Source organism: Sphingobium sp. CFD-2 (genome assembly GCF_024611135.1).
Classification (GTDB): domain Bacteria; phylum Pseudomonadota; class Alphaproteobacteria; order Sphingomonadales; family Sphingomonadaceae; genus Sphingobium; species Sphingobium fuliginis.
The window spans coordinates 2,012,662-2,035,854 of record NZ_CP084405.1; the positions used below are offsets into that span (position 1 = coordinate 2,012,662).

The window sequence follows — 23,193 nt, forward strand, 5'->3', positions numbered from 1 at the left end:
TGTCGGGGACAATGCACGACAATCACAAAGATTTTCTGAACAGGACCATCGGCCATGCCGGCGAAGCGGACCGGCAGGGGCGATCAATTCTGGTTGCGAAGCGCATCCGCGGCGTTCTTCGCCGCGTGCCCCACCACATGGGCGGCGCTGTCGACGGAACCGGCTGCCTTCATAAGGGCGTCGGCACGGCGGTCGTCGCGTTCCTTCGTCATGTAGAAAAAGCCGATCGCCAGCACCAGCGCCAGGGCGACCAGAAGGAATATGATCAGGCTTCCCCGCGACCGGCCCGGCAAGGAAGCCGGTTCGAAGGGTTCGTCCTTACGACCTTCGTCCATTCTCCTTCTCCCGATCCTCGCATACCGAGGCGGAGAGTATAGCACAGATCACTCCACGTCGGAGTCGGTATCTTCACCTGTTTCCCTGGATTCCCGGCCCCGGCTCAACCGGTCGACATCGTCCATGATCTCGTCCAGCACCGCGGCGTCGCTGCTTTCCTGGCTGCGGCGGGATGGCAGTTCGCCATTTTCCAATATCTGCTCCAGCGCGGCGCGGCCGCGGGCGACGCGGCTCTTGATGGTGCCGACGGCGACGCCGCAGATTTCGGCGGCTTCCTCATAGGCGAAGCCGCCCGCGCCGACCAGGATCAGCGCCTCTCGCTGGGGCTGCGGCAATTGCAGCAAGGCGCGCTGCATGTCGGACAGTTCGACATGCTTGTCCTGCCCGGCGGGCGCGGCAAGCAGGCGGTCGGCCGCCAGATCGTCCCAATCGCCCCGGAAGCGGGAACGGCGCATCTGCGACAGATAATGATTGCGCAGGATGATGAAGGTCCAGGCACGCATGTTGGTGCCCGCCTGGAAGCGGCTGCGCGCGGCCCAGGCCTTCAACAGCGTTTCCTGCACCAGATCGTCCGCGACATCGCGATTGCCGGACAGGGACCGTCCAAAGGCGCGCAGATGGGGGATGACCGCCGCCAGTTCCCGCTTGAAATCGGTGTCTGAAAGCGTTTCGCGCTCAACATCCTGGCCCACGCCGTCGCTCATGGTAACAACCCCTTCACCGGCTGTCGCCCTCGCTGCATGAACGGAAGTCGTCAAAGCCATATGTGCGTCCGCATCCCAATCTTTTTCTTCTCAAGGACCAATTGCCGCAACCGCGTTCAATGGCCCCACAATATCACAATCATCACGATGATCGCGAGTGTCAGTGAAACGCCGAGCACGTAACGCACGATATGCGGCGTCGAGCCCGCCCTGGCTTCTTCCGTCGCAATATGCTGCTCCTGTTCGACCATGGGTCGCTCCCGATCGTTACGCATCAATAACGCGGGTCGCGGACCGGGGTTCCCCTTCTTTCCAGCCTAATTTCAGAAAGCCGCGCGCGACGTCAGGCCGGCGCGGTCGCTTCGTCGAAGAACAGCGCCTGAGAAATCGCGGCCTTGACGGTCGAACGCTGGAAAGGCTTGGTGATGAGGAAGGTCGGCTCCGGCCGTTCGCCCGTCAGCAGGCGTTCGGGGAAGGCGGTGATGAAGATCACAGGAACGGAGAATTCGGCGAGGATGTCCTTCACCGCATCGATGCCGCTCGAATCGTCGGCAAGCTGGATGTCCGCCAGCACCAGCCCGGGCCGTTCCGCCATGGCTTCGCGCACAGCATCCTCGCGCGTGACGGCGATGGCGGTGACTTCATGCCCCAGGTCGCGAACGATGGTCTCTATATCCATCGCGATGATCGGCTCATCCTCGATGATCAGCACCTTGGCGCGGGTCTGCGCCTCGATCTCACTCAGCGCTTCCTTGACCAGCGCTTCCACGTCGTCGCTGTCCAGGCCGATCAGATAGCCGACGTCATCGACGGTAAATCCCTCCAGCGCCGTCAGCAGCAGCGCCTGGCGCGGCAGCGGCGTCAGGCGGGCGAGTCGTGCCTGCGCGATCGCCTCCTGCCCGTCGGCGCCGGTCAGCACCGGCCCGTCTTCCAGATGGGACGAGGACCAGATCGCATGGAAAGTCTTGTAGAGGCCAAGGCGCGGATCGACATTCGACGGAAATTCGTCGGGCGCCGCCACGATCGCCTCCAGCGTGGCGCGCACATAGGCATCGCCATGCGCCTGGCTGCCCGTCAATGCACGCGCGTAGCGCCGCAGGAAAGGAAGGTGGGGGTGCAGTTGCTGACCAAGCGACATCTGTAAAAATTCTCCCAGCCCATCGGGCGCCTTGTCCTATGTTAAAGCCACGCCTTAACCAAAATGCCGAAACATTCGCCGGAATGGGAGGATGGATGGACGATGCCGATGTGGCAAGCCCCCTTACCCCCTTTCAGAATGGAAATGCTTCGGGCATGACCGCCCGCGTCGCCTTCCATTCTCGCCGCCGACCTCGTGCGGCGGGCAAAAAATGCTTCGCCAAGGGAACCAACGACCAACGGATTTGTTTCACTGCCGTTCGGTTTTTTCGAAAATCTTTGGAATTTTGTGTTTTGATTTCCCTGACGCCGAATTGACGTCATAGGGGAAAGCCGCAAAAAGAGCAGGCTGGCATGACATTGATGGCTGCAGAGGGGCGTGTTTTGGTTGCTTCAACGACGGAACGGGATGTGACGGGAGGGGACAAGAAAGATGTCGGCACCAACACTCCGGATTCTGGCGTGAAGGGCAGTGTCGCCCGCAAGAAACGCACATCGGCCGCGAAGGACGACGGCCAGGTCGCCAATGCCCTGCGATCCGTCTATCAGCGCGCGGTTGACGAGGATATTCCCGCGGAAATGCTTGACCTTCTCAGCAAGCTCGACTGACTCTCCCTGATCGGCCGGACCGGGGGGGAGCCGGAAACAAGCGGAGGGGACATGGCGCATCTGGTAAAATCCGGCCGGCGAGCGACGCTCTCCCCGAAGAATCGGCGTTCGATGTTCAGCGTCAGGTAAATGGACAGAATATCCCCACCGCCGCCGGCCGAAGGCACGCTTCCCCCGGCCGCTTCCTTCATTCAGAGATTGAACGCCGTTTCCCATTCCACCGGCGTCAAGATGTTCCTCATCCTGACGCTGGCCCTGCTGCCGCTGGGACTGATCGCCCTGGTCGCCTCGCTTCAGGCGATCCGCACCACCGACCTGGAAAAGGAAGCGCTGCTGCGCGTGGCGGTGACGCAAAGTGCGCGCAAATTGTCCGCCGATCTCGCGTCCGACCGAACGGCGCTGATGCTGACGGCCAATGCCTTTGCGACATCCGGCCCCGATCCGGCGATGTGCGCACGCCTTTCGGCCTTCCTGACCTCTCACGACCGTGGCGGCGGCCGCTATTATATCTACGACCGCTCGGGCCGGCGGCTTTGCGGTTCCACCCTGCCGGAACCGCCGGGCCTTCCCCGGTCGGAACGTTTCGGCGATGCCGCCGCGCAGTTGTTGACGGATTCGCCCTATCTCATCAGCCGGGCGCGGAGCGCCAACGGCGCGGTCGTCGCCATCGCTTATTATCCGCGCGGCTATCTGGAGGCGATGACCAACCCTGCGGGCACGTTGCAGAACCGGCAGATCACCTTGAATGAGGGCGGCCGCAGCCTGCTCATCACCCGGCCTGCTGGCCTTTCGGGCGGGCATAGCACCACGCTTTCCGCCCGGCTCGACCCGCCCGACATCGTCCTCACCATGACGGTGCGCGATCCCCCGGTCACGATCGCGCGCATGTTGTCGCTGTTCCTGCCGCTGGTCATGTGGTTCGCCGCGGCGGCCATTGGCTGGTTCGTCGTCAACCGCCTTCTGATCCGGCCGCTGGTGCTGCTGCGCCGCACGGTGGCGGCCTATGAACCCGGTCAGGTGCTGGAACCGATGCGCCGCATCCGCACCCCGGCGCAGGAGATCGTGGCGCTGGGCGACACCTTCCGCGAAATCAGCGAAGATGTCGCCACCCATGAGGCGGAGATGGCGGAGGGCCTGGAAACCCAGCGAAAGCTGACGCGGGAGGTCCATCACCGGGTCAAGAACAACCTCCAGATCATTGCGAGCCTGATCAACCTGCACGCGCGATCCGCCCATGACGCCGAAGCGGTCGAGGCCTATGCGACGATCCAGCGGCGGGTCGATGCGCTGTCGGTCGTCCACCGCAACCATTATGCCGAGCTGGAGGAACATCGCGGCGTCGGCGTGCGGTCGCTGATCAGCGAACTGTCGGCCAGCCTGCGCGGCACCGCCCCGGCCGAGGCGCGCCGCTTCGGCATTCAGATCGACAGCGACAATCTGCACATCAGCCAGGACGTCGCAGTGCCCATCGCCTTCCTGCTGACCGAGCTGGTGGAACTTGCCATGCTGTCCAATCCGCGCACGGCGATGCGGATCTCCGTGCAACTGGAACCGGGCCGCACCGACCGGGCGGTGCTCCACATCCTCTCGCCGGCGCTGCGCGGATCGCCGGACATGACCGCCCGGCTGGAGGAGCGCTACGGACGGGTGCTCACCGGCCTGTCACGCCAGTTGCGCGCACCGCTGGACCATGATCCGGAGACGGGCGACTATGCGATCGTCATTACGGTGCTGGAGTAGGCGTTCGGGGAGCTTACCCCCTCAGGCCCGCTGATAATCCCGCCGGAAATCCGCTGCGAAGCCCTGAAAGCGCCCGATGGCGATGCTGTCCCGAATCCCCTGCATCAGCGCCTGGTAGAAATGGATATTATGCTGCGTCATCAGCATCGCGCCCAGCATCTCGCCGGCCTTGACCAGATGGTGCAGATAGGCGCGGCTCCAGGTCGTGCAGACCGGGCAACCGCAGCGCGGATCGAGCGGCCCCTTGTCCTCCGCAAAGCGCGCATTGCGGATGTTGAGCGGCCCGGCCCAGGTGAAGGCCTGACCGTTGCGCCCGCTGCGGGTGGGCAATACGCAATCGAACATGTCGATCCCCCGTTCCACCGCGCCGACAATGTCGTCCGGCTTGCCCACTCCCATCAGGTAGCGCGGCTTGTCGGCCGGCAGCATGCCGGGCGCGAAATCGAGCGTGGCGAACATCGCCTCCTGCCCCTCGCCCACGGCCAGCCCGCCGACGGCATAGCCGTCGAAGCCGATGTCGATCAGCTTTTCCGCCGAAATCCGCCGCAGGCCCTCGTCCAGCGATCCCTGTTGGATACCGAACAGCGCCGCCCGCTCCGCATGTTCCGCCCCTGCATCGAACCCGTCTCGGGAGCGTTTCGCCCAGCGCATGGAACGCTCCATGGACTTCGCCGCCTCGTCATGGGTGCAGCCGTTCCTGGTGCACTCGTCGAAAGCCATGACGATGTCGCTGTCCAGCAACCGCTGGATCTCCATCGAACGCTCGGGCGTCAGCATATGCCTGGAGCCGTCGATATGGCTGGAAAAGGCGACCCCCTCCTCGCTCATCTTCGTCAGCGCGCTGAGGCTCATCACCTGATAACCGCCGCTATCGGTCAGGATCGGCCTGTCCCAGCCCATGAAGGCGTGCAGGCCGCCCAGTCGCGCGACGCGCTCCGCCCCCGGACGAAGCATCAGATGATAGGTGTTGCCAAGAATGATGTCTGCGCCGGCTGCACGCACTTCGGCCGGACGCATCGCCTTCACCGTGGCGGCGGTGCCGACCGGCATGAAGGCAGGCGTGCGAATCTCGCCCCGGCGCATCTGGATGGCGCCCGTGCGGGCCTTGCCGTCGGTCGCGGCGATCGAAAAGGAGAAGCGGGGATTTGTCACAGCGCGCGCTGTACGGTCGAAAGAGGCGCCAGACAAGGCCGCAAAGCCGCGCTTCAGCCCTTCTTGCGCAGCCCGTCAAGCGCAACGATCGCGTCGACATCGAACCCTTCGACCCGGCGGTAATTGCCGATGAAACAAAGACAATCCGCAGCCAGGCTGAGCTGCCATGACTCACCTTGCAGGTCGTGCAGCAGCAGGGTCACAAGCTGCCTGTCGGTTCGGGGCGTGTTCATGGCGATGATCGTAATTAATAAAGGTTAACAAAGGCCTGCGCCCGATTTGCGACAAGTTTTCAAAGAAGCTATTTGTTGCATAAATACAACAAAACTCCGCGATTGGCCAGTTTTTGGGCGACATCCCTGCAACAGTTGCTATTAAAAATGGTTAATTCCGGGGCAATGCCTTTCGGCGCGATTGCATAAGCGCGGCAACCCTGTTCTGCTTAACATCTGTTGCAGTTTGGGGGCTCAGATGGTTGATTCCGGACGATTTAATTCCGGCCGTGAACATATGGACGATCTGACTCCCGCCCCTCTTCCGGCGGAGGAAGATGTCGTGGCTGCCGTTACGGAAAGCATGGCCTCGACGCCGGACGTCGGCACCTCGACCATGTTCGACCTCGGCCAGATCGACATAAGCTGGGAGGCGGATGCCGCTACGCTCTGGGCGTTCATGACGCCATCGAATCGACCGAATTTCAGCCCTGCCATGTTGCGTGACGTCCGCTATTGGTATGTGGAGACCAAACGACTGTTCGATGCGGGCAAGCTGCCGGTCAAATATATGGTGGCCGGATCGCGTTTTCCCGGCGTTTTCAACCTGGGCGGCGATCTGGAACTGTTCGCCGGCTGCATCGAGCGTGGCGACCTGCCCGGTCTTGTCGACTATGGCCATGCCTGTATCGACGTGGTTCATCGCACCTGGCGCAATGGCGACCTTCCCGTGATTTCCATTGCGCTGGCACAGGGCGATGCGTTGGGTGGCGGCTTCGAAGCCTTGCTTTGCTTCGATGTCGTGATTGCTGAACGCAGTGCGCGTTTCGGTCTGCCCGAAATGCTGTTCGGCCTTTTCCCCGGCATGGGGGCTTATTCCATCCTCGCGCGCAAGCTGGGTCGGCTGGCGGCCGAACGGATGATCCTGTCCGGCAAGGTCTATACCGCGCAGGAGATGCACGACATGGGCATTATCCACACGCTGGTGGAGGATGGCGAGGGTGAGCAGGCCGTCCGCGACTATATCGCGGCCAGCCTGCCCCATCATGCCGGTCATGTCGGGGTGTTCCAGGCAGGTCGACGCGTCGATCCGCTGGAATATGAGGAACTGAAGGACATCGTCGAGAATTGGGCGGCCACTGCACTCAAGCTCGATCTGAAGGACGTGCGGATGATGCGTCGCCTGGCCTCGGCCCAAACCCGTCTGCATAGATAAGATCAGGCGCGCCGCCGGTCCTGGAGCATGGCGACGCTGCCGCTATCGTCATCCATCTGCCGCATCATCTCCAACACCTGCACCGCGGGGACTGGCCGGCTAAGCACGAAACCCTGCACATTGGTGAAGCCCATTTCGCGGGCGCAACGCAGTTGATCGTCGGTTTCAATCCCCTCCGCCACGGTTTCGACATCCAGGGCGTGGGCCAGATAGGCGACCGACTGGGCAATCGCCCTGTGGCGTGAATTCTCCTCGACGCCACGCATGAAGCTCTGGTCGACCTTGATCGTGTCGAAGGCATAGTCGCGCAGATAACCCAGCGAGGAATAGCCGGTCCCGAAATCGTCCAGCGCCAGCCGCAGGCCGATCCGCTGGAGATCGGACAGGATCAGGTTGGTCCGGCCGCTATCCTCCAGGAAGATCGACTCGGTCACCTCCAGTTCCAGCCTGCGCGCCCTCAGTCCCGATTGCATCAGCGCCGCGATGACCGCGCGGGGCAGGCTGTCGCTCTTGATCAACACCGGGGAGATATTGACCGCGACGCGGACATTCTCATCCCATTCCATCGCATCCTGGCAGGCCTGCTCCAGCGCCCAGGCCGTGATCGGTTCGATCATCGAGCAGCTTTCCGCGATGGGGATGAACTCCGCAGGGGAAATGCGGCCGAGCGTCGGATGATCCCATCGCATCAGGGCCTCGCAAATCGTGATCTTGCCGGTTTTCGTGTCGAAGATCGGCTGATAGTGCAGCACCAGCTCATTATTCGCCATGGCGCCGCGCAGGCCCATTTCCAGATCGTAGGTGCGGTTCTGCCGCTCCTTCATCGACCAGGCGAATTGCGCATGGCGGTTTCGGCCCGCATGCTTCGCCTGATACAGCGCCATGTCGGCATGCTGGAGCAGTTCGTCGCTGTCCTGTCCGTCCCCCGGCGCAACCGCGATCCCCATGGACGCGGTCACGCCGAGACTATAGCCGCCGACGTCGAAATCATGCGTGAATTCGGCCATTACATCGTCCGCGATCCGCTCCGCTTCGGCCCGGCTGGCGCCGGGGCAGATCAGCACGAACTCATCTCCTCCGAATCGCGCGACATGGCCGCGCCCGTCCAGCGCGCGAGACAGCCTTTCAGCGACCCTGCATAGAAGCTGGTCGCCGATCATATGTCCCAGGGAGTCGTTGATTTCCTTGAAGCGGTCCAGATCCATCCAGAACACCGCCATCGGATCCTGATCGGATCGTCGTCCATCGAACATCTCGCGCAGCCGCATCTGCATCGCCATGCGGTTTTCGACACCCGTCAGGCTGTCGAAGCGGGCCAAACGCTCAAACTTGGTGGCGAGCTGCGTCTTTTCATATTTGCCCTGCAATGCCTCCAAGACGATGCGATGCGTCGTCTTGGTAATGTCCGCCATGGCGAAGATCATCAGGAAGCAGAGAATTCCCAGAACCGTATAACTCAGCCCACCCGCGAGGACGAGGCCCAGCGAGGTAGGCAGCAGGGATAGACATGTCTGTCCCACCGCGACGTGAATGCGGCCAGCATTACGACCTGAAATACCGCCGGAATAGGACGCCACCAGGCAAACGGCCAATACGTGGAGCGTCGCGTCCTCCGAAAGCAGGAGAGTCGCGAAGGTCAATATTCCGAGGAGCGCGGCATAGGCCCAGGCACCCAATTCATAAGCCAGTCCCCAAATGGGCTGGGTTACACCGTTCTGATGGGCAAGCTGCCGCTCGAAATAGACGGCCGAGATCGACCGGCTGAGCCCGACGAGACAGATCAGGACCGCAATCGCGGTGATGGCGGGCAGCCGCGCATGCCATGCGATCACCAGCCCCAGCGCGCCGCCGGCAACCGCACCGATCATCAGCGAGGCGGGAGAAGCATAAAGGGATTTGACGAGATTCGCCTGCACTTCAGCGCTTTGCTGGGTGTCCGGCGTCATGCGCCCTCGCAGGGATGCGAGCAAGTTTCGTTCAGGGCGTGACACGTCATCGCCACCATTGCCGAAACATGATTTCCATTTGGTAAATCGCGCCGTCCAAAAGAAGCGGGAATTAGCGGATTGTTACGGAATCGACCGGCCATCGAGACCTATGCTCGCAAGGCAGGGCAAGAGGGGCTTGCTTTCCCCGGTCGCAGCCGGAAAATAGCGTCATCGTGTCATATCATCCTCTGCATCGCCCGGTCTGGAACGCCCTCAACAGCGGCTGGAAGCCCTTGGCCGAAGGGGATGCGCTCGCGCTGCGGATCGATCCACGCTACGGGCCCTTTGCCGCTGCGGCGGACGGCAATCCGGCGGCTCGATCGGCGTTGGCTGCGCTTGTGCCCGAACAGGGGGAGCTGTGGATCGTCGAACCCGATGCGCAAACGCCGCCGGCCGGCACGCGCCTGGTCCGCGAAGCGATGCTTGCGCAGATGGTGGCGGAAGAGATTCCGGGCGATGCGCCGTCCTGGGAGCCCGTCGTGCTGACAGATGATGATGCGACGGAAATGCGTGCTCTTGCATTGATGACGAAGCCTGGTCCCTTCCTGCCGCTGACCCATCGGCTCGGTCGCTTCATCGGCATCAAGGAGCGGGGCAGGCTGATCGCCATGGCGGGAGAGCGGATGCGTATGCCGGGCTTTGCCGAGGTCAGCGGTGTCTGCACTCATCCTGACCATCGCGGGCGGGGCTATGCGAAGGGCCTGATGCAGATCGTTGCCAGGGCCATGCTGGAACGCGGAGAAATGCCGTTCCTGCATGCCTATGCCGCACATGAGGCGACGGTGGCGCTCTACGAAACGCTCGGCTTTCGGATAAGGGCGCGGATGCACATGATGGTGGTCGCCCGGATCTGAGCCATCTCGCTGCGGAGCCTGTCCGAGGGTTCGCCCGCCCAGAATATGCGGGGATTCGGCCCATGGCGGGCTGCAAATGGCGGCTTTCTGCGCCTCCGGTGCTCACATATTGAAGTACGCTACGTCGAAACGAGTCGCGCGCCTCGTTCGAGTGCCTTCGCAGGAGCATGATGCGGCCTGGGGCGAACATCAAAACTCTGTCGTGAAGCCCCTACTCAAGCTTACCCAACAGCGTTGCCCGTCGGTTCCGGCCAGACACTCAGCCGATATGCGTCAACCGCTCCAACGTGATCCAGCCTTCCACATAATTGGCATAATAGAGGCCGAACAGAACCGCCGACAGGACCGTCGCCCGAAAGGCAACGACCCCTGGACGAAAATTGCTGGGCGCGCTGTCCGCCTGCCCCGGCCGCAACGCCTCGCCCGTTTCATCGGGCGTGCGAATGCCGAAGGGCAGCACGATGAAGGCGCTGATCACCCAGAACAGCACGTAAATGGCAAAGATCGCATACCAGTTCATGCGCAAAGGGCTTAGGCGCGAATGAGCAGCACGTCCACCACCGGCTTCTTGCCCGTCCAGCGGGTGGCCGTGCGCCGTACCGCCAACCTGACCCGTTCACGCAACGCCTCTTCCTCCTGCGATCCCTTGGCGACAGCGCCCGCAGCCTCCTCGGCCGCCTCCTCCAGAAAGGCGGCCTTGTCCTCTTCCACCGGCACGCCCTGGGTGCGCAAGGCGGGGGAACCGATCACCCTGCCCTTGCCGTCCAGCGCCACCGCGACGCTGATCTGGCCATGCAGCGCAACCTTGCGCCGCTCGTTCATCGTCGCTCCGTCAGCGGGCAGGATGACGTCGCCATCCAGCACCAGCCGTCCCGTCGTTTCGTTGCCGATGACCTCCGGCCCGTTGGGCGCCAGCCGCAGCACATCGCCATTGGACTGCACCACCGCATGGGGAACGCCGCTCGCCAGACCCAGCCGCGCCTGCTCGGCCATATGCCGCCGCTCGCCATGGACCGGCAGCAGGATTTGCGGCCGTACCCAGCGATACATGGCTTCCAGCTCGGGACGACCCGGATGGCCGGAAACATGCACCTCCGCCTGACGATCCGTCACCATCAGCACGCCCTTGGCCGCCAGCGCGTTCTGGATGCGGCCGATGGCGATCTCATTGCCGGGAATCTGCTTCGAGGAGAAGACGACCAGATCGCCCTCATCCAACTTGATGGGGTGGCTGTCGAAGGCGATGCGCGACAGGGCGGCCCGCGCCTCCCCCTGCCCGCCAGTAGCGATGATCATCACCTCATTATGCGGCAAGGCCATCGCATCGTCCCAATCGACGGTCGGCGGGAAATCCCTGAGATAACCCGCCGTCCGCGCCGTCGAGATGATCCGGTCGAGCGACCGCCCCGCCACGCAGAGCTTGCGACCCATGGCATTGGCAACCTCCCCCAAGGTCTGCAACCGCGCGGCATTGGACGCGAAGGTCGTGACCAGCACGCGCCCTTTAGCGCCCGCGATGGTCTGCATAAGCCCCACGCGCACATCGCCTTCGGAGCCGCTGGCTTCGGGATTGAAGACGTTGGTGCTGTCGCACACCAGCGCCAGCACCCCCTCGTCGCCAATGGCCGCCAGTTCCTCGGGCGTGGAGGGCTGGCCCAGCAGCGGCGTTTCGTCCAGCTTCCAATCGCCGGTATGGAAGATTTTGCCATAGGGCGTGTCGATCAGCACCGCATTGCCTTCGGGAATCGAATGCGCCAGCGGCACATAGCGGAAGCCGAAGGGCCCCAGGGCGAAGCTGCCCTCATTGTCGATCACGTTGAGCGCGACATCCTGGGTCAGCCCCTCTTCCTCCAGCTTCAGCCGGATCAGCCCCGCGGTGAAGGGCGTCGCATAGAGCGGCACGCCCAGATCGGCCGCGAGATAGGGAATGGCGCCGATATGGTCCTCATGCCCGTGGGTCAGCACGATGCCCAGCAGATCGTCCTTGCGATCCTCGATGAAGCTCAGGTCCGGCAGCACCAGTTCCACGCCGGGATAGGCGGGATCGGCAAAGGTCAGGCCCAAGTCGACCATCACCCATTTGCCCTGGCAACCGTAGAGATTGACATTCATGCCGATCTCCCCCGAGCCGCCAAGGGCCAGGAAGATCAGCTCATTTCCGGGTATCATTCTGTTTTCAAACTCCGTTCATACAGCAATGCGAGGCCCTGGATCGTGAGATCGGGCGCGATCGCATCGAAAATATCGCTATTGTCGTCGAAGAGGACCGCCAGGCCCCCCGTTGCAATCACCTTGGCGGGACGGCCGATTTCCGCACGTATGCGGGCGACCAGCCCCTCCATCATCGCCACATAGCCCCAGAAGACGCCGATATGCATCTGCGCTTCGGTGGTGCGGCCGATAACCGACCGGTTCTCCGGCGGCGCGATCGCGATCTTGGGCAGCTTCGCCGCCGCCGCGACCAGCGCATCCAGCGACAGGTTGATGCCCGGCGCGATGATGCCGCCCTTGTAAGCGCCGTGATAGTCGATGACGTCGAAGGTCGTCGCCGTGCCGAAATCGATGACGATCAAATCCTCGCGGTAGAGATGGTGCGCGCCGATGGCGTTTACAACCCGGTCCGCCCCGACCGAGGCCGGTTCGGCCACGTCGAGTTCGATGCCCCACTCCACCGGCGCCTGACCGGCGATGAGCGCGGTCGTCTTGAAATATTTATCGGCCAGCACCTGAAGATTGTGCAGGGCGCGCGGCACGACGGTCGCGATGATGACCGCCTCCACATCGGCAATCTTATAGCCCTCCAGCATCAGGAGCTGGTTCAGCCATACCGCATATTCGTCGGCGGTGCGCCGCGGATCGGTCGCGATCCGCCAGCGGGCGCGAATCTCCCGCCCCTCGAGCAGCGCAAAAACCACATTGGTGTTACCCGCGTCGATCGCGAGAAGCATGGCCGATCCCCGATGTCAGATGAGAAGGATGTCGCCGGCATGAATGGCACGGCTCTCGCCATTCGCCAAGCGCAGGATCAGCATCCCATGGCGGTCGAGCGTGTCGAATGTGCCTTCCACCGTCTCGCCATCGGGCTGCACCACGCGCATCGGCGTGCCGGCAGGATGGGCGTTGAGCAGCCAATGCGTCCGCACCGGCTCCAGCCCCTGCGCGCGCCAGATCGCCAGCCAGTGGGCGAACAATTCCGCAAGCCGCACCTGCAGAGCAGCCGCGTCGGCATCTCGCGCGCCCTGCGCGAAGAGGCTCGTCACCGGCCGGTCGAGCCCGGTCGGATGCCCGGTCACATTGACGCCGATCCCCGCAACAATGGCATCGCCCGCCCGCTCTAGCAGGATGCCGGCGATCTTCGCGCCGTCCACCAGCACGTCATTGGGCCATTTGATCCGCGCCTGCCCCTTGCAAAGCGGCGCCACCAGCGCATGCACGGCGTTGCCCGCGACCAGCGCCAGCGTATGCGGCAACGGGTCGCCCCCCCGCAACCGGATCAGCGTCGAACAATAGAGACTGCCGTCGGGACTTTCCCAGCTGCGCCCCATGCGCCCGCGTCCGCCGGTCTGCCGCCCCGCACGCAACCAGCAGCCTTCAGAAACGCCTTGCTCCACCAACGCCAGCATGTCGGCATTGGTGGAGCCAGTCTCCCCGACGAAGCGAAGCTCGGTCAGAACAGCGACGCCGCAGCCGCCGCGCTCGCCTTGTCGAGGACGGGATTGAGGAAATAGCCGAAGACGATCACCACGGCGCACGCCGTCAGGATGATATTCTCAACCGCCCCGCCCCGCGCTTCATAGGGCGCCGCCGGCTCGTCGAAATACATCGTCTTGATGATCTTCAGATAATAGAAGGCGCCGATCACCGACATGGCGATACCGAAGGCCGCCAGCGCCGTCAGGCCAGCCGCGACGGCCGCGTCGAACACCAGGAACTTCGCCCAGAAGCCGAAGAGCGGCGGAATGCCGGCCATGGAGAACATGAAGATCGCCAGCGCCGCCGCCAGACCCTGGCGCGAGCGCGACAGGCCCGCAAGGCTGGCGATGGTCTCGACCGGACGCCCCTCCGCATCGCGCATCTGCAGGATGCAGGCGAAACCGCCGATGGTCATGACGACATAGATCGCCATGTAGCTCATCGTCGCCGCCGCGCCCGCGGGCGTGCCGGTGGCAAGGCCGATCAACGCGAAGCCGACATTGTTGATCGACGAATAGGCCATCAGCCGCTTGATGTTGGTCTGGCCGATGGCCGCCACCGCACCGAAGAGGATCGAGGCGAGCGCAACGAAGATCACGACCTGCTGCCAGTCGAGGCCTGCCGGACCGAGCGCCTCTATCGCGACGCGGACGGTAAGGCCGATGGCCGCCACCTTGGGCGCGCTGGCGAAGAAAGTCGTGACCGGGGTGGGCGCACCTTCATAGACGTCCGGCGTCCACATGTGGAACGGCACGGCGCTGATCTTGAAGGCGAGACCGGCAAGCACGAACACCAGGCCGAAAAGCTCGCCCTTCGACACACCGTCGCTCAGCGCGACCGCGATGCCGTCGAAGCTGGTGCCGCCGGTAAAGCCATAGAGAAGCGCCGAACCATAGAGCAGGATGCCGCTCGCCAGCGAACCCAGGACGAAATATTTAAGGCCCGCTTCGGACGACCGCTCGTCCTGCCGCATGAAGCTTGCCAGCACATAGGCGGCAAGGCTCTGCATTTCGAGGCCGACATAGAGCGTCAGCAGGTCGCCCGCCGACACCATCATGCCCATGCCGATCGAGGAGAAGAGGATCAGCACCGGATATTCGGCCCGCAGCGCGCCACCCACCAGGAAATAGCGCGGCGCAAGCAGGATGGCCGCCGCCGCCGCGCCATAAATCAGCGCCTTGGCGAAGACGGAGAAGGCATCGGCGCGCACCAGCCCGTCAAAGGCATCGGGCCCATGCGCCAGCGAAGTGGACAGCGCCAGGCCTGCGATAGCCAGCGTCAGCACCGACAGCCAGTTCACCAGCCGCGCCGTCGCATCGCCGCCATAAGCTGCGATCAGCATCAGGATCAGGCCGCCGGCCGTCAGGATCAGTTCCGGCAGGACCGCCAGAAGGGAAGCGGAATCAATCATCAGTGCGCCTCCCCGTGCGCAGGGGCTTCTTCATGACGGGCAGCCTCGGCAGCCGGAATGGCCGCCCCCATCTTGATCTGGGAATCGCCCGCCGGCCTGGCGGAGGCGACGCGCGCTTCGAGCGCGCGGATATCGGAACGCATGGGCGCCAGGAAGCTCTCCGGATAGACGCCCATCCACAGCACCGCCGCCGCGATCGGCGCCAGCAGCCAGATTTCGCGCGCGGACAGGTCCGGCATCGCGGCCGCATCGGCATTCTTCTGCTCGCCATAGGCGATCCGGCGGTAGAGATAGAGCATATAGGCCGCGCCCAGGATGATGCCGGTGGTGCAGACCAGCGCCACCCAGCTCGACGCCTGGTAGATGCCCATCAGCGACAGGAATTCACCGACGAAGTTGCTGGTGCCCGGCAGGCCGACCGACGCCATGGTGAACAGTAGGAACAGCACCGCATATTTCGGCATGTTGATGCTGAGGCCGCCATAACGGCTGATCTCGCGGGTATGGAGCCGATCATAAATGACGCCGACACAGAGGAAGAGAGCGCCCGACACCAAGCCATGGCCCAGCATCACCATCATCGCGCCTTCGATGCCCGCCTGGTTGAAGGCGAACAGGCCGACGGTGACGATGGCCATGTGCGCAACCGACGAATAGGCGATCAGCTTCTTCATGTCCGACTGAACCAGCGCGACGAGGCTGGTATAGACCACCGCGACCATCGACAGGCCCCAGACCAGCGGCGCCAATTGCGCGGACGCCTCCGGGAACATCGGCAGCGAGAAGCGGATGAAGCCGTAGCCGCCCATCTTCAGCAGCACGCCCGCCAGGATGACCGAACCGGCGGTCGGCGCCTGAACGTGCGCGTCGGGAAGCCAGGTGTGGACCGGCCACATCGGCATTTTGACGGCAAAGCTGGCGAAGAAGGCGAGCCACAGCCATGTCTGGATATGCGGATCGAAATGATAGGCCATCAATGTCGGGATGTCGGTCGTGCCCGCTTCATGCACCATCCACATCATCGCGATCAGCATCAGCACCGAGCCGAGCAGCGTGTAGAGGAAGAATTTGTACGAAGCGTAGATGCGATCCGCGCCGCCCCAGATGCCGATGATCAGGTACATCGGGATCAGGCCGGCTTCGAACATGATGTAGAAGAGGTAGAGATCCTGCGCCGTGAAGACGCCGATCATCAGCACCTCCATGAACAGGAAGGCCGCCATATATTCCGGCACGCGCTTCTCGATCGCGATCCAACTCGCGCCGATGCAGATCGGCATCAGGAATACGGTGAGCGCGATCAGCAGCAGCGCGATGCCGTCGATCCCGAGCGCCCAGGCGAAACGGCCGAAGATCGGCGCATATTCCTGGAACTGCCATTGGGCGGCGGTCCCCGACTGGTCGAAATTCATCCAGAGGATGACGCCCAGCACGAGATCGACCAGCGTTGCGACCAACGCGATCCAGCGGGCCTGATTGGCGCCTGCGAACAGACAGGCGATGGCCCCCGCCATCGGCACTGCCATCATCAGGGAAAGGATGGGGAAGCCGCTCATTATCGTGTCATCGCCCAGGTTGCAGCCGCGGCGAGGCCGATCAGCATCACCAGCGCGTAAGTGTAGAGGTAGCCGGACTGAAGCCGACGGGTGACTTTGTTGCCCTGCACGACCAGCGCAGCCAGGCCGTTAGGCCCGAAGCGGTCGATCAAGCCCACGTCACCGAACTTCCAGAAGAAGCGGCCGATGGCGAAGGCAGGCTTGACGAAGATGAAATGATACAGCTCGTCGAAATACCATTTGTTGAGCAGGAACTGGTACAGCACGCCGAAGGTGGCGACGAAGCGCTGCGGCCAGTCGGTGTGCTTGATATAGGCCAGCCAGGCTATGACCAAGCCGGTCAGCATCACCGTGAACGGTCCGAACTTGACCCAGGTCGGCACTTCATGCGCGGCGTGCATCAGATGGCTGTCGAACGCCAGCGCGCCCTTCCAGAACTCTATGCCGCCTTCCGGCCCGATGAACTGGTCATGGAAGAGGAAGCCCGCAAACACCGCACCCAGGCTCAGCACCACCAGCGGGATCAGCATCACCCAGCCGCTTTCATGCGGATGATAGCCGCCGGTGCCGGTCGGCAGGGCATGGGCATCGGTTTCATGCCCGTGCGGATCGTGACCCGCATGCTCCTGCGCCGGTGCGTTGTCGTCCTCCGCGCCATGGCCATGGGTGGCATGTTCGTCATGACCATGGCCATGCGCGTCGTGGACGGCATGCTGGATATGCTCCGAAGCGGCCCAGCGCGGCTTGCCGAAGAAGGTCAGGAACACCAGGCGCCAGCTGTAGAAGCTGGTGAGCAGCGCCGCGAATACGCCGACCAGATAGGCACCGACGCCTGCGCCGCCCGAAGCATAGGCCGCTTCGAGAATGCCGTCCTTCGAATAGAAGCCTGCAAAGCCATAGCCGACCAGCGGAACGCCGACGCCAGTGATGGCCAGCGTGCCCAGCGTCATCGTCCAGAAGGTGATCGGGATCTCCTTCCGCAGCGCGCCATAGTAGCGCATGTCCTGTTCATGGTGCATCGCGTGGATGACCGAGCCCGCGCCAAGGAACAGCAGCGCCTTGAAGAAGGCGTGGGTGAAGAGGTGGAACATCGCCGCGCCATAGGCGCCGACGCCCGCCGCGAAGAACATGTAGCCGAGCTGCGAGCAGGTCGAATAGGCGATGACGCGCTTGATGTCGTTCTGCACCGTGCCCACGGTCGCCGCGAAAAGGCAGGTGGCCGCGCCGATGAAGGTCACGAAGCCAAGCGCCGTCGGCGAGGTTTCGAACATCGGCGACAGGCGGCACACCATGAACACGCCCGCGGTCACCATGGTCGCCGCGTGGATCAGCGCCGACACCGGGGTCGGGCCCTCCATCGCGTCCGGCAGCCAGGTGTGGAGGCCAAGCTGCGCCGACTTGCCCATCGCGCCGATGAACAGCAGCAGGCAGAGCACGGTCATGGTGTCGAAGCGGTGACCGAGAAAGCCGATGGTCGAACCGGCCATGGACGGCGCGGCCGCCAGGATTTCCGGGATCGAGATGGTGTTGAACACCAGATAGGTGCCGAAAATGCCCATCATGAAGCCAAGGTCGCCGACGCGGTTGACGACGAAGGCCTTGATCGCGGCGGCGTTTGCGCTCGGCTTCCGGAACCAGAAGCCGATCAGCAGGTAAGAGGCCAGACCCACGCCTTCCCAGCCGAAGAACATCTGCAGCAGGTTGTTCGCCGTCACGAGCATCAGCATCGCGAAGGTGAAGAGCGACAGATAGGCGAAGAAGCGCGGCTGGTCCGGCTCCTCCTCCATATAGCCCCAGCTATAGAGATGGACGAGGCTCGACACGCTGGTGATGACCACCAGCATGACCGCCGTCATGGTGTCGACGCGTAGCGCCCATTGCGCATCGAAGCTGCCCGACTGGATCCAGGTGAAGGCCGGGACCACATGGGGTTCGGCATGGCCGGTCAGGAAGCCGATGAAGATCGGCCAGCTCATCGCACAGGATGCGAACAGCGCGCCGGTGGTGACGATCTTCGCGGGCAGCTTGCCAAGGGCCTTGTTGCCAAGACCGGCGATGGCAGCAGCCAGCAACGGGAGAAGGACGATAAGCTGGATCATCGAGCTTTAGCCCTTCATCCGGTTGACATCGTCGACGGCGATGGTGCCGCGACCGCGGAAGTAGATGACGAGGATGGCAAGGCCGATGGCCGCCTCACCCGCCGCGACGGTCAGCACGAACATGCTGAACACCTGTCCCACCAGATCGCCCAGGAAGGCGCTGAAGGCGACAAGGTTGATGTTCACGCTGAGCAGGATCAGCTCGATCGCCATCAGGATGATGATGACGTTCTTGCGATTGATGAAGATGCCCAGCACGCCCATCACGAAGAGGATCGCGCTGACCACCATATAATGCTGAAGGCCGATCACAGCTCTACCCCCTGCCCGACGGGCTGATTGACGTTGCGCACCGCGTCTTCGGGACGGCGGCGGTTCTGGCGGGCGATGTTCTGGCCGCGCACGCCGCCACGGGCGCGATGGGTCAGCACGATGGCGCCGATCATCGCGACCAGCAGGACGATGCCCGCCGCTTCGAACAGGAAGATGTAGCGGGTGTAGAGCAGCGCGCCGATCGCCTGGATATTGCTGAGTTCCGGGTTCACCGGAGCCGCGCGCTGGGCCAGTTCTATGGGGCCCGCGCTCCACAGGCCGATGCCCAGCACGATCTCCGCCAGCAGCACCAGCGCAATCAGCAGCCCGAAGGGGAGGTAATCGACGAAACCGGCGCGCAGTTCGGCGAAATCGATGTCGAGCATCATCACGACGAACAGGAACAGCACGGCAACGGCGCCGACATAGACGATGACAAGGAGCATCGCGATGAATTCGGCGCCCAGCAGGACCATCAGCCCCGCCGCGTTGAAAAAGGCAAGGATCAGCCACAGCACCGAATGAACCGGATTGCGCGACAGGATCGTAAGCGCGCCGCTGCACACCACGATCGCGGCGAACAGATAAAAGGCAAGCACGTGAATCACAGGATCATGTTCCCCTTCGGCGGCTGCGGCTTAACGGTAGGGCGCATCGGCGGCAAGGTTCGCGGCAATCGCCCGCTCCCACTTGTCCCCATTTTCAAGGAGCTTGGCCTTGTCGTAGATCAGCTCCTCGCGCGTTTCGGTGGAGAACTCGAAATTCGGGCCCTCGACGATGGCGTCCACCGGGCACGCTTCCTGGCAGAAGCCGCAATAGATGCACTTCGTCATGTCGATGTCGTAGCGCGTCGTGCGGCGGCTGCCGTCATCGCGCGGCTGCGCTTCGATGGTGATCGCCTGGGCGGGGCAGATCGCCTCGCACAGCTTGCACGCGATGCAGCGTTCTTCTCCATTGGGATAGCGGCGCAACGCATGCTCCCCCCGGAACCGCGGCGAAATCGGGTTCTTCTCATAGGGGTAGTTGATCGTCGCCTTGGGCTTGAAGAAATATTTCAAGGTCAGGGCGTGCGCCTTCACAAACTCCCAGAGGGTGAAGGATTTGACATAATAGCCGAGGCTCATTGAGCGCCTCCGTAACGCGTGAACATGAGGAAGCCCGACACCAGGAAGACGAACAGCAGCGAGGTCGGCAGGAATATCTTCCAGCCCAGCCGCATAAGCTGGTCATAGCGGTAGCGGGGCACCGTCGCCTTCACCCAGGAGAAGACGAAGAAGAAGAAGAATATCTTGGCGAACAGCCAGATGATGCCGGGCACATAATAAAGCGGCGCCCAGTCGATCGGCGGCAGATAGCCGCCCCAGAACAGGATGGCGTTCAGGGCGCACATCAGGATCACGTTTGCATATTCGCCCAGCCAGAACAGCGCGAAGGCCATGGACGAATATTCGGTCTGATATCCCGCGACCAGTTCCGATTCCGCTTCGGTCAGGTCGAAGGGCGCACGCGCCGTTTCCGCCATGGCCGAGATCAGGAACATGATCGCCATCGGGAAGAGCAGCGGGTTGAAGCCGTTGCCGTTCAGGAAGCCATAATAGCCCTTCTGGCTCTCGACGATGGCCGAGATATTGAAGCTGCCGGCCCAGAGCACGACGGTGATCAGGATGAAGCCGATGGAGACTTCATAGCTGATCATCTGCGCGCTGGCGCGGATCGCCGAATAGAAGGGATATTTGGAATTGGACGCCCAGCCCGACAGCACCACGCCATAGACGCCGAGCGACGAGATGGCGAGGATGTAGAGCAGGCCGACATTGATGTTGGCCAGCACCACGCCCACCTGGAACGGAATCACCGCCCAGGCCATCAGAGCGACGGTGAAGGTGATGATCGGGGCGATCAGGAAAAGCGTGCGGTTGGCCGCCGAAGGGATGATGGTTTCCTGCAGGAAGACCTTGGCGCCGTCCGCGAAGGACTGGAGCAGACCGAAGGGACCGACGACGTTCGGGCCGCGGCGCAGCGCCATCGCCGCCCAGATCTTGCGGTCGGCGTAGATGATCATCGCCACCGCCAGCATCAGCGGCAACGCAATCACCAGAATGCCGATGATCGTCGAAAGCAGCCAGGCGCCTTCGAACGGCAGGCCGAGATTTTGGAAGAAAGCGGTCACTCTGCGGCCTCCGCATACGTCTCGCCGTGGATCAGTTCGGCCGAACATTGCTGCATCGTCGGACTGGCGCGGCAGATGGCGTTGGTCAGGTAGAAATCCTTGATCGGAGAGCCGAACTCACCACTGGCGCCGGTCGGCAGCGACGGAACGGACCAGCCATAATCGGCCAGACCCTCGATGCCCAGCGCCGGAACCGTCTTGGCCATTTCGGCGCGAAGCTGCTCGAAGCTGTCGAAGGGGAGCGTCGCGCCCAGCACTTCCGACAGAGCGCGCAGGATCGACCAATCCTCGCGGGCATCGCCCGGCGCGAACACAGCCTTTTCGCCGCGCTGCACCCGGCCTTCCAGATTGACGTAGGTGCCGGCCTTCTCGGCATAGCTTGCGCCCGGCAGGATCACGTCCGCCACATGCGCGCCCTTGTCGCCATGGTGGCCGACATAGACCTTGAAGCTGTCCTGGAAAGCCGAATAATCGACCTCGTCCGCGCCCAGCGAGAAGAGCAGCTTGGGCTTCGCCGCAGCCACCGCCTTGATGCCGCCCTGCGTCGCATAGCCGAGCATCAACCCGCCCATGCGCGCCGCCGCGAAATGCAGGACATTATAGCCGTTCCAGCCTTCTTTCACGAGGCCCAGCGTCTCGACCAGCACCAGCGTATCGCCATGGGCGCCGTCCTTCGCCAGCACGCCGCCGCCGACGATCATCGCCGGACGCGCGGCCTTGCCGAAGGCTTCCACAACCGCTTCGGGCAGACGGCCAAGCAGCGAGGCGTCATTGCCCAGCCACTCGACCTTGTAGGTGAGGTCGACCTGCGGACCGAGCGCAAAGACCTTCGCGCCCTTCTTGATCGCCTTGCGGATGCGGGTGTTCACCAGCGGCGCTTCCCAGCGCAGATTGGTGCCCACCAGCAGGATCACGTCAGCGGTTTCAAGACCGTTGAGCGTGGTGTTGAAGTTGACCGCGCTCAGGCTCGACACGTCATAGGCGAGCCCGGTCTGACGACCTTCGAGCAACGAGCCACCCAGCTTCTCGACCAGCGCCTTGCCCGCGAACATCGTCTCGCAATCGAGCAAATCACCGGCCAGCGCAGCCACCGACCCGCCATGCTTGACGGCGGCAATCGCCGCGAACGCCTCGTTCCAGGTTGCCGGAACCAGATTGCCGTCCTTGCGGACATAGGGTTTGTCGAGCCGCTTGCGGACCAGACCGTCGACATTGTGCCGGGTCTTGTCGCTGGCCCACTCCTCGTTCACGTCGTCATTGATGCGCGGCACGGCGCGCAGCACCTGACGGCCACGACTGTCGAGCCGGATATTGGTGCCGACCGCGTCCATCACGTCGATCGCGTGGGTCTTCTTGAGTTCCCAGGGACGCGCTTCGAACGCATAGGGCTTCGACGTCAGCGCGCCGACCGGGCAGAGGTCGACCACATTGCCCGACAGCTCGCTCTTGGCGGCATGTTCGAGATAGGTGGTGATCTGCATGTTCTCGCCGCGATAGATGGCGCCGATTTCCGGCACGCCCGCGACTTCCTCGGCAAAGCGCACGCAGCGGGTGCACTGGATGCAGCGGGTCATGACCGTCTTGACGATCGGGCCCATATATTTCTCGGTGACGGCGCGCTTATTCTCGTCGAAGCGGCTGCTGCCCTTGCCATAGGCGACCGACTGGTCCTGAAGGTCGCATTCGCCGCCCTGGTCGCAGATCGGGCAGTCGAGCGGGTGGTTGATGAGCAGGAACTCCATCACCCCTTCGCGCGCCTTCTTGACCATCTCGGTCTGGGTGAAGATTTCCTGATTCTCCGCGGCCGGCAGCGCACAGGAAGCCTGCGGCTTGGGCGGGCCGGGCTTCACCTCGACCAGGCACATGCGGCAATTGCCCGCGATGCTGAGGCGCTCATGATAGCAGAAACGGGGGATTTCCTTCCCCGCCAGCTCGCAGGCCTGGAGGACCGTGGCGCCCGCCGGGACTTCGAGTTCTACGCCGTCTACTTTGACCTTCGGCATG

The 23,193-nt window shown here is 63.2% G+C and carries 24 protein-coding genes; 5 read left to right on the plus strand and 19 right to left on the minus strand.

Annotated features, from left to right (window positions below; genetic code table 11):
• Nucleotides 1-83: 83 nt before the first annotated feature.
• The 4 genes from LDB29_RS09710 to LDB29_RS09725 form a co-directional block, all read right to left on the minus strand.
• Nucleotides 84-335: a hypothetical protein gene (locus LDB29_RS09710; RefSeq protein ID WP_025549518.1), complete on the minus strand. Its 252-nt coding sequence runs from the start codon at nucleotides 333-335 to the stop codon at nucleotides 84-86.
• Between the two features lie 48 nt (nucleotides 336-383).
• On the minus strand, nucleotides 384-1,040 hold the full coding sequence (locus tag LDB29_RS09715) for a sigma-70 family RNA polymerase sigma factor (protein ID WP_025549519.1): 657 nt from the start codon (nucleotides 1,038-1,040) through the stop codon (nucleotides 384-386).
• A 116-nt stretch (nucleotides 1,041-1,156) separates the two neighbouring features.
• Nucleotides 1,157-1,291 carry a hypothetical protein gene (locus LDB29_RS09720; protein ID WP_025549520.1) on the minus strand — a complete coding sequence of 45 codons (135 nt, stop codon included), beginning with the start codon at nucleotides 1,289-1,291 and terminating at the stop codon, nucleotides 1,157-1,159.
• Nucleotides 1,292-1,383: 92 nt separating this feature from the next.
• Nucleotides 1,384-2,178 carry a response regulator gene (locus LDB29_RS09725; RefSeq protein ID WP_025549521.1) on the minus strand — a complete coding sequence of 265 codons (795 nt, stop codon included), beginning with the start codon at nucleotides 2,176-2,178 and terminating at the stop codon, nucleotides 1,384-1,386.
• Between the two features lie 95 nt (nucleotides 2,179-2,273).
• Between LDB29_RS09725 and LDB29_RS09730 the strand changes: the two genes are divergently transcribed.
• The 3 genes from LDB29_RS09730 to LDB29_RS09740 all read left to right on the plus strand — a co-directional run bounded on the left by LDB29_RS09730 (nucleotide 2,274) and on the right by LDB29_RS09740 (nucleotide 4,526).
• Nucleotides 2,274-2,495 (plus strand): hypothetical protein, encoded by a 222-nt coding sequence (locus LDB29_RS09730; RefSeq protein ID WP_128830766.1) that lies wholly within the window; start codon nucleotides 2,274-2,276, stop codon nucleotides 2,493-2,495.
• Nucleotides 2,496-2,531: 36 nt separating this feature from the next.
• Entirely contained in the window at nucleotides 2,532-2,786 is a 255-nt protein-coding gene (locus LDB29_RS09735; RefSeq protein WP_044662533.1) for a NepR family anti-sigma factor, read from the plus strand.
• A gap of 231 nt (nucleotides 2,787-3,017) precedes the next feature.
• Nucleotides 3,018-4,526: a sensor histidine kinase gene (locus LDB29_RS09740; protein WP_025549522.1), complete on the plus strand. Its 1,509-nt coding sequence runs from the start codon at nucleotides 3,018-3,020 to the stop codon at nucleotides 4,524-4,526.
• Nucleotides 4,527-4,547: 21 nt separating this feature from the next.
• On the opposite strand, the gene tgt is transcribed toward LDB29_RS09740, so the two are convergent.
• Together tgt and LDB29_RS09750 are read right to left on the minus strand one after the other, a co-directional pair.
• Nucleotides 4,548-5,678: a tRNA guanosine(34) transglycosylase Tgt gene (gene tgt, locus LDB29_RS09745; RefSeq protein ID WP_025549523.1), complete on the minus strand. Its 1,131-nt coding sequence runs from the start codon at nucleotides 5,676-5,678 to the stop codon at nucleotides 4,548-4,550.
• 53 nt (nucleotides 5,679-5,731) lie between these two features.
• Nucleotides 5,732-5,911 (minus strand): hypothetical protein, encoded by a 180-nt coding sequence (locus tag LDB29_RS09750; RefSeq protein ID WP_025549524.1) that lies wholly within the window; start codon nucleotides 5,909-5,911, stop codon nucleotides 5,732-5,734.
• A 238-nt stretch (nucleotides 5,912-6,149) separates the two neighbouring features.
• Between LDB29_RS09750 and LDB29_RS09755 the strand changes: the two genes are divergently transcribed.
• The gene (locus tag LDB29_RS09755) at nucleotides 6,150-7,106 is read left to right on the plus strand and encodes a crotonase/enoyl-CoA hydratase family protein (protein WP_025549525.1); all 957 of its coding nucleotides are present in this window, start codon (nucleotides 6,150-6,152) and stop codon (nucleotides 7,104-7,106) included.
• Nucleotides 7,107-7,108: 2 nt separating this feature from the next.
• On the opposite strand, the gene LDB29_RS09760 is transcribed toward LDB29_RS09755, so the two are convergent.
• On the minus strand, nucleotides 7,109-9,052 hold the full coding sequence (locus LDB29_RS09760; protein ID WP_025549526.1) for a bifunctional diguanylate cyclase/phosphodiesterase: 1,944 nt from the start codon (nucleotides 9,050-9,052) through the stop codon (nucleotides 7,109-7,111).
• 215 nt (nucleotides 9,053-9,267) lie between these two features.
• Between LDB29_RS09760 and LDB29_RS09765 the strand changes: the two genes are divergently transcribed.
• Nucleotides 9,268-9,948 carry a GNAT family N-acetyltransferase gene (locus LDB29_RS09765; RefSeq protein ID WP_025549527.1) on the plus strand — a complete coding sequence of 227 codons (681 nt, stop codon included), beginning with the start codon at nucleotides 9,268-9,270 and terminating at the stop codon, nucleotides 9,946-9,948.
• 259 nt (nucleotides 9,949-10,207) lie between these two features.
• Here LDB29_RS09765 and LDB29_RS09770 read toward each other — a convergent pair whose 3' ends face one another.
• The 12 genes from LDB29_RS09770 to nuoG are packed head-to-tail and all read right to left on the minus strand — an operon-like array spanning nucleotide 10,208 to nucleotide 23,192.
• The gene (locus LDB29_RS09770) at nucleotides 10,208-10,468 is read right to left on the minus strand and encodes a DUF1467 family protein (RefSeq protein ID WP_025549528.1); all 261 of its coding nucleotides are present in this window, start codon (nucleotides 10,466-10,468) and stop codon (nucleotides 10,208-10,210) included.
• Between the two features lie 11 nt (nucleotides 10,469-10,479).
• Complete coding sequence (locus LDB29_RS09775) at nucleotides 10,480-12,117, minus strand: ribonuclease J (protein WP_025549529.1); 1,638 nt, start codon at nucleotides 12,115-12,117, stop codon at nucleotides 10,480-10,482.
• Nucleotides 12,114-12,896 carry a type III pantothenate kinase gene (locus LDB29_RS09780; RefSeq protein WP_025549530.1) on the minus strand — a complete coding sequence of 261 codons (783 nt, stop codon included), beginning with the start codon at nucleotides 12,894-12,896 and terminating at the stop codon, nucleotides 12,114-12,116. Before LDB29_RS09780 ends, LDB29_RS09775 begins: the two co-directional genes overlap by 4 nt.
• 15 nt (nucleotides 12,897-12,911) lie before the next feature.
• A complete protein-coding gene (locus LDB29_RS09785; RefSeq protein WP_257557010.1) occupies nucleotides 12,912-13,619 on the minus strand; it encodes a biotin--[acetyl-CoA-carboxylase] ligase in 708 nt (235 codons plus the stop codon).
• Complete coding sequence (gene nuoN, locus LDB29_RS09790; protein ID WP_025549532.1) at nucleotides 13,616-15,052, minus strand: NADH-quinone oxidoreductase subunit NuoN; 1,437 nt, start codon at nucleotides 15,050-15,052, stop codon at nucleotides 13,616-13,618. The genes LDB29_RS09785 and nuoN overlap by 4 nt, the downstream gene beginning before the upstream one ends.
• Nucleotides 15,052-16,608: an NADH-quinone oxidoreductase subunit M gene (locus tag LDB29_RS09795; protein ID WP_025549533.1), complete on the minus strand. Its 1,557-nt coding sequence runs from the start codon at nucleotides 16,606-16,608 to the stop codon at nucleotides 15,052-15,054. Before LDB29_RS09795 ends, nuoN begins: the two co-directional genes overlap by 1 nt.
• Nucleotides 16,608-18,707, minus strand: coding sequence for an NADH-quinone oxidoreductase subunit L (nuoL, locus tag LDB29_RS09800; RefSeq protein ID WP_025549534.1), 2,100 nt, complete (start codon nucleotides 18,705-18,707; stop codon nucleotides 16,608-16,610). Before nuoL ends, LDB29_RS09795 begins: the two co-directional genes overlap by 1 nt.
• A 6-nt stretch (nucleotides 18,708-18,713) precedes the next feature.
• Complete coding sequence (nuoK, locus tag LDB29_RS09805; protein ID WP_004211745.1) at nucleotides 18,714-19,019, minus strand: NADH-quinone oxidoreductase subunit NuoK; 306 nt, start codon at nucleotides 19,017-19,019, stop codon at nucleotides 18,714-18,716.
• On the minus strand, nucleotides 19,016-19,627 hold the full coding sequence (locus LDB29_RS09810) for an NADH-quinone oxidoreductase subunit J (RefSeq protein ID WP_025549535.1): 612 nt from the start codon (nucleotides 19,625-19,627) through the stop codon (nucleotides 19,016-19,018). Before LDB29_RS09810 ends, nuoK begins: the two co-directional genes overlap by 4 nt.
• Before the next feature lie 30 nt (nucleotides 19,628-19,657).
• Entirely contained in the window at nucleotides 19,658-20,143 is a 486-nt protein-coding gene (nuoI, locus tag LDB29_RS09815) for an NADH-quinone oxidoreductase subunit NuoI (protein ID WP_007684868.1), read from the minus strand.
• Nucleotides 20,140-21,189 (minus strand): NADH-quinone oxidoreductase subunit NuoH, encoded by a 1,050-nt coding sequence (nuoH, locus tag LDB29_RS09820; RefSeq protein WP_025549536.1) that lies wholly within the window; start codon nucleotides 21,187-21,189, stop codon nucleotides 20,140-20,142. Before nuoH ends, nuoI begins: the two co-directional genes overlap by 4 nt.
• Complete coding sequence (gene nuoG, locus LDB29_RS09825; RefSeq protein ID WP_025549537.1) at nucleotides 21,186-23,192, minus strand: NADH-quinone oxidoreductase subunit NuoG; 2,007 nt, start codon at nucleotides 23,190-23,192, stop codon at nucleotides 21,186-21,188. Before nuoG ends, nuoH begins: the two co-directional genes overlap by 4 nt.
• Nucleotide 23,193: the final 1 nt, after the last annotated feature.

What these genes read in the sequence shown, in the direction of transcription:
- LDB29_RS09750 (WP_025549524.1), bottom strand. Translation starts at nt 5,911, where the DNA reads ATGAACACGCCCCGAACCGACAGGCAGCTTGTGACCCTGCTGCTGCAC.
- LDB29_RS09755 (WP_025549525.1), top strand. Translation starts at nt 6,150, where the DNA reads ATGGTTGATTCCGGACGATTTAATTCCGGCCGTGAACATATGGACGAT.
- LDB29_RS09720 (WP_025549520.1), bottom strand. Translation starts at nt 1,291, where the DNA reads ATGGTCGAACAGGAGCAGCATATTGCGACGGAAGAAGCCAGGGCGGGC.
- nuoN (WP_025549532.1), bottom strand. Translation starts at nt 15,052, where the DNA reads ATGATTGATTCCGCTTCCCTTCTGGCGGTCCTGCCGGAACTGATCCTG.
- LDB29_RS09740 (WP_025549522.1), top strand. Translation starts at nt 3,018, where the DNA reads ATGTTCCTCATCCTGACGCTGGCCCTGCTGCCGCTGGGACTGATCGCC.
- nuoL (WP_025549534.1), bottom strand. Translation starts at nt 18,707, where the DNA reads ATGATCCAGCTTATCGTCCTTCTCCCGTTGCTGGCTGCTGCCATCGCC.
- nuoG (WP_025549537.1), bottom strand. Translation starts at nt 23,192, where the DNA reads ATGCCGAAGGTCAAAGTAGACGGCGTAGAACTCGAAGTCCCGGCGGGC.
- LDB29_RS09775 (WP_025549529.1), bottom strand. Translation starts at nt 12,117, where the DNA reads ATGATACCCGGAAATGAGCTGATCTTCCTGGCCCTTGGCGGCTCGGGG.
- LDB29_RS09795 (WP_025549533.1), bottom strand. Translation starts at nt 16,608, where the DNA reads ATGAGCGGCTTCCCCATCCTTTCCCTGATGATGGCAGTGCCGATGGCG.
- LDB29_RS09780 (WP_025549530.1), bottom strand. Translation starts at nt 12,896, where the DNA reads ATGCTTCTCGCGATCGACGCGGGTAACACCAATGTGGTTTTTGCGCTG.
- LDB29_RS09760 (WP_025549526.1), bottom strand. Translation starts at nt 9,052, where the DNA reads ATGACGCCGGACACCCAGCAAAGCGCTGAAGTGCAGGCGAATCTCGTC.
- LDB29_RS09725 (WP_025549521.1), bottom strand. Translation starts at nt 2,178, where the DNA reads ATGTCGCTTGGTCAGCAACTGCACCCCCACCTTCCTTTCCTGCGGCGC.
- LDB29_RS09730 (WP_128830766.1), top strand. Translation starts at nt 2,274, where the DNA reads ATGGACGATGCCGATGTGGCAAGCCCCCTTACCCCCTTTCAGAATGGA.
- LDB29_RS09735 (WP_044662533.1), top strand. Translation starts at nt 2,532, where the DNA reads ATGACATTGATGGCTGCAGAGGGGCGTGTTTTGGTTGCTTCAACGACG.
- LDB29_RS09710 (WP_025549518.1), bottom strand. Translation starts at nt 335, where the DNA reads ATGGACGAAGGTCGTAAGGACGAACCCTTCGAACCGGCTTCCTTGCCG.
- LDB29_RS09715 (WP_025549519.1), bottom strand. Translation starts at nt 1,040, where the DNA reads ATGAGCGACGGCGTGGGCCAGGATGTTGAGCGCGAAACGCTTTCAGAC.
- nuoI (WP_007684868.1), bottom strand. Translation starts at nt 20,143, where the DNA reads ATGAGCCTCGGCTATTATGTCAAATCCTTCACCCTCTGGGAGTTTGTG.
- LDB29_RS09770 (WP_025549528.1), bottom strand. Translation starts at nt 10,468, where the DNA reads ATGAACTGGTATGCGATCTTTGCCATTTACGTGCTGTTCTGGGTGATC.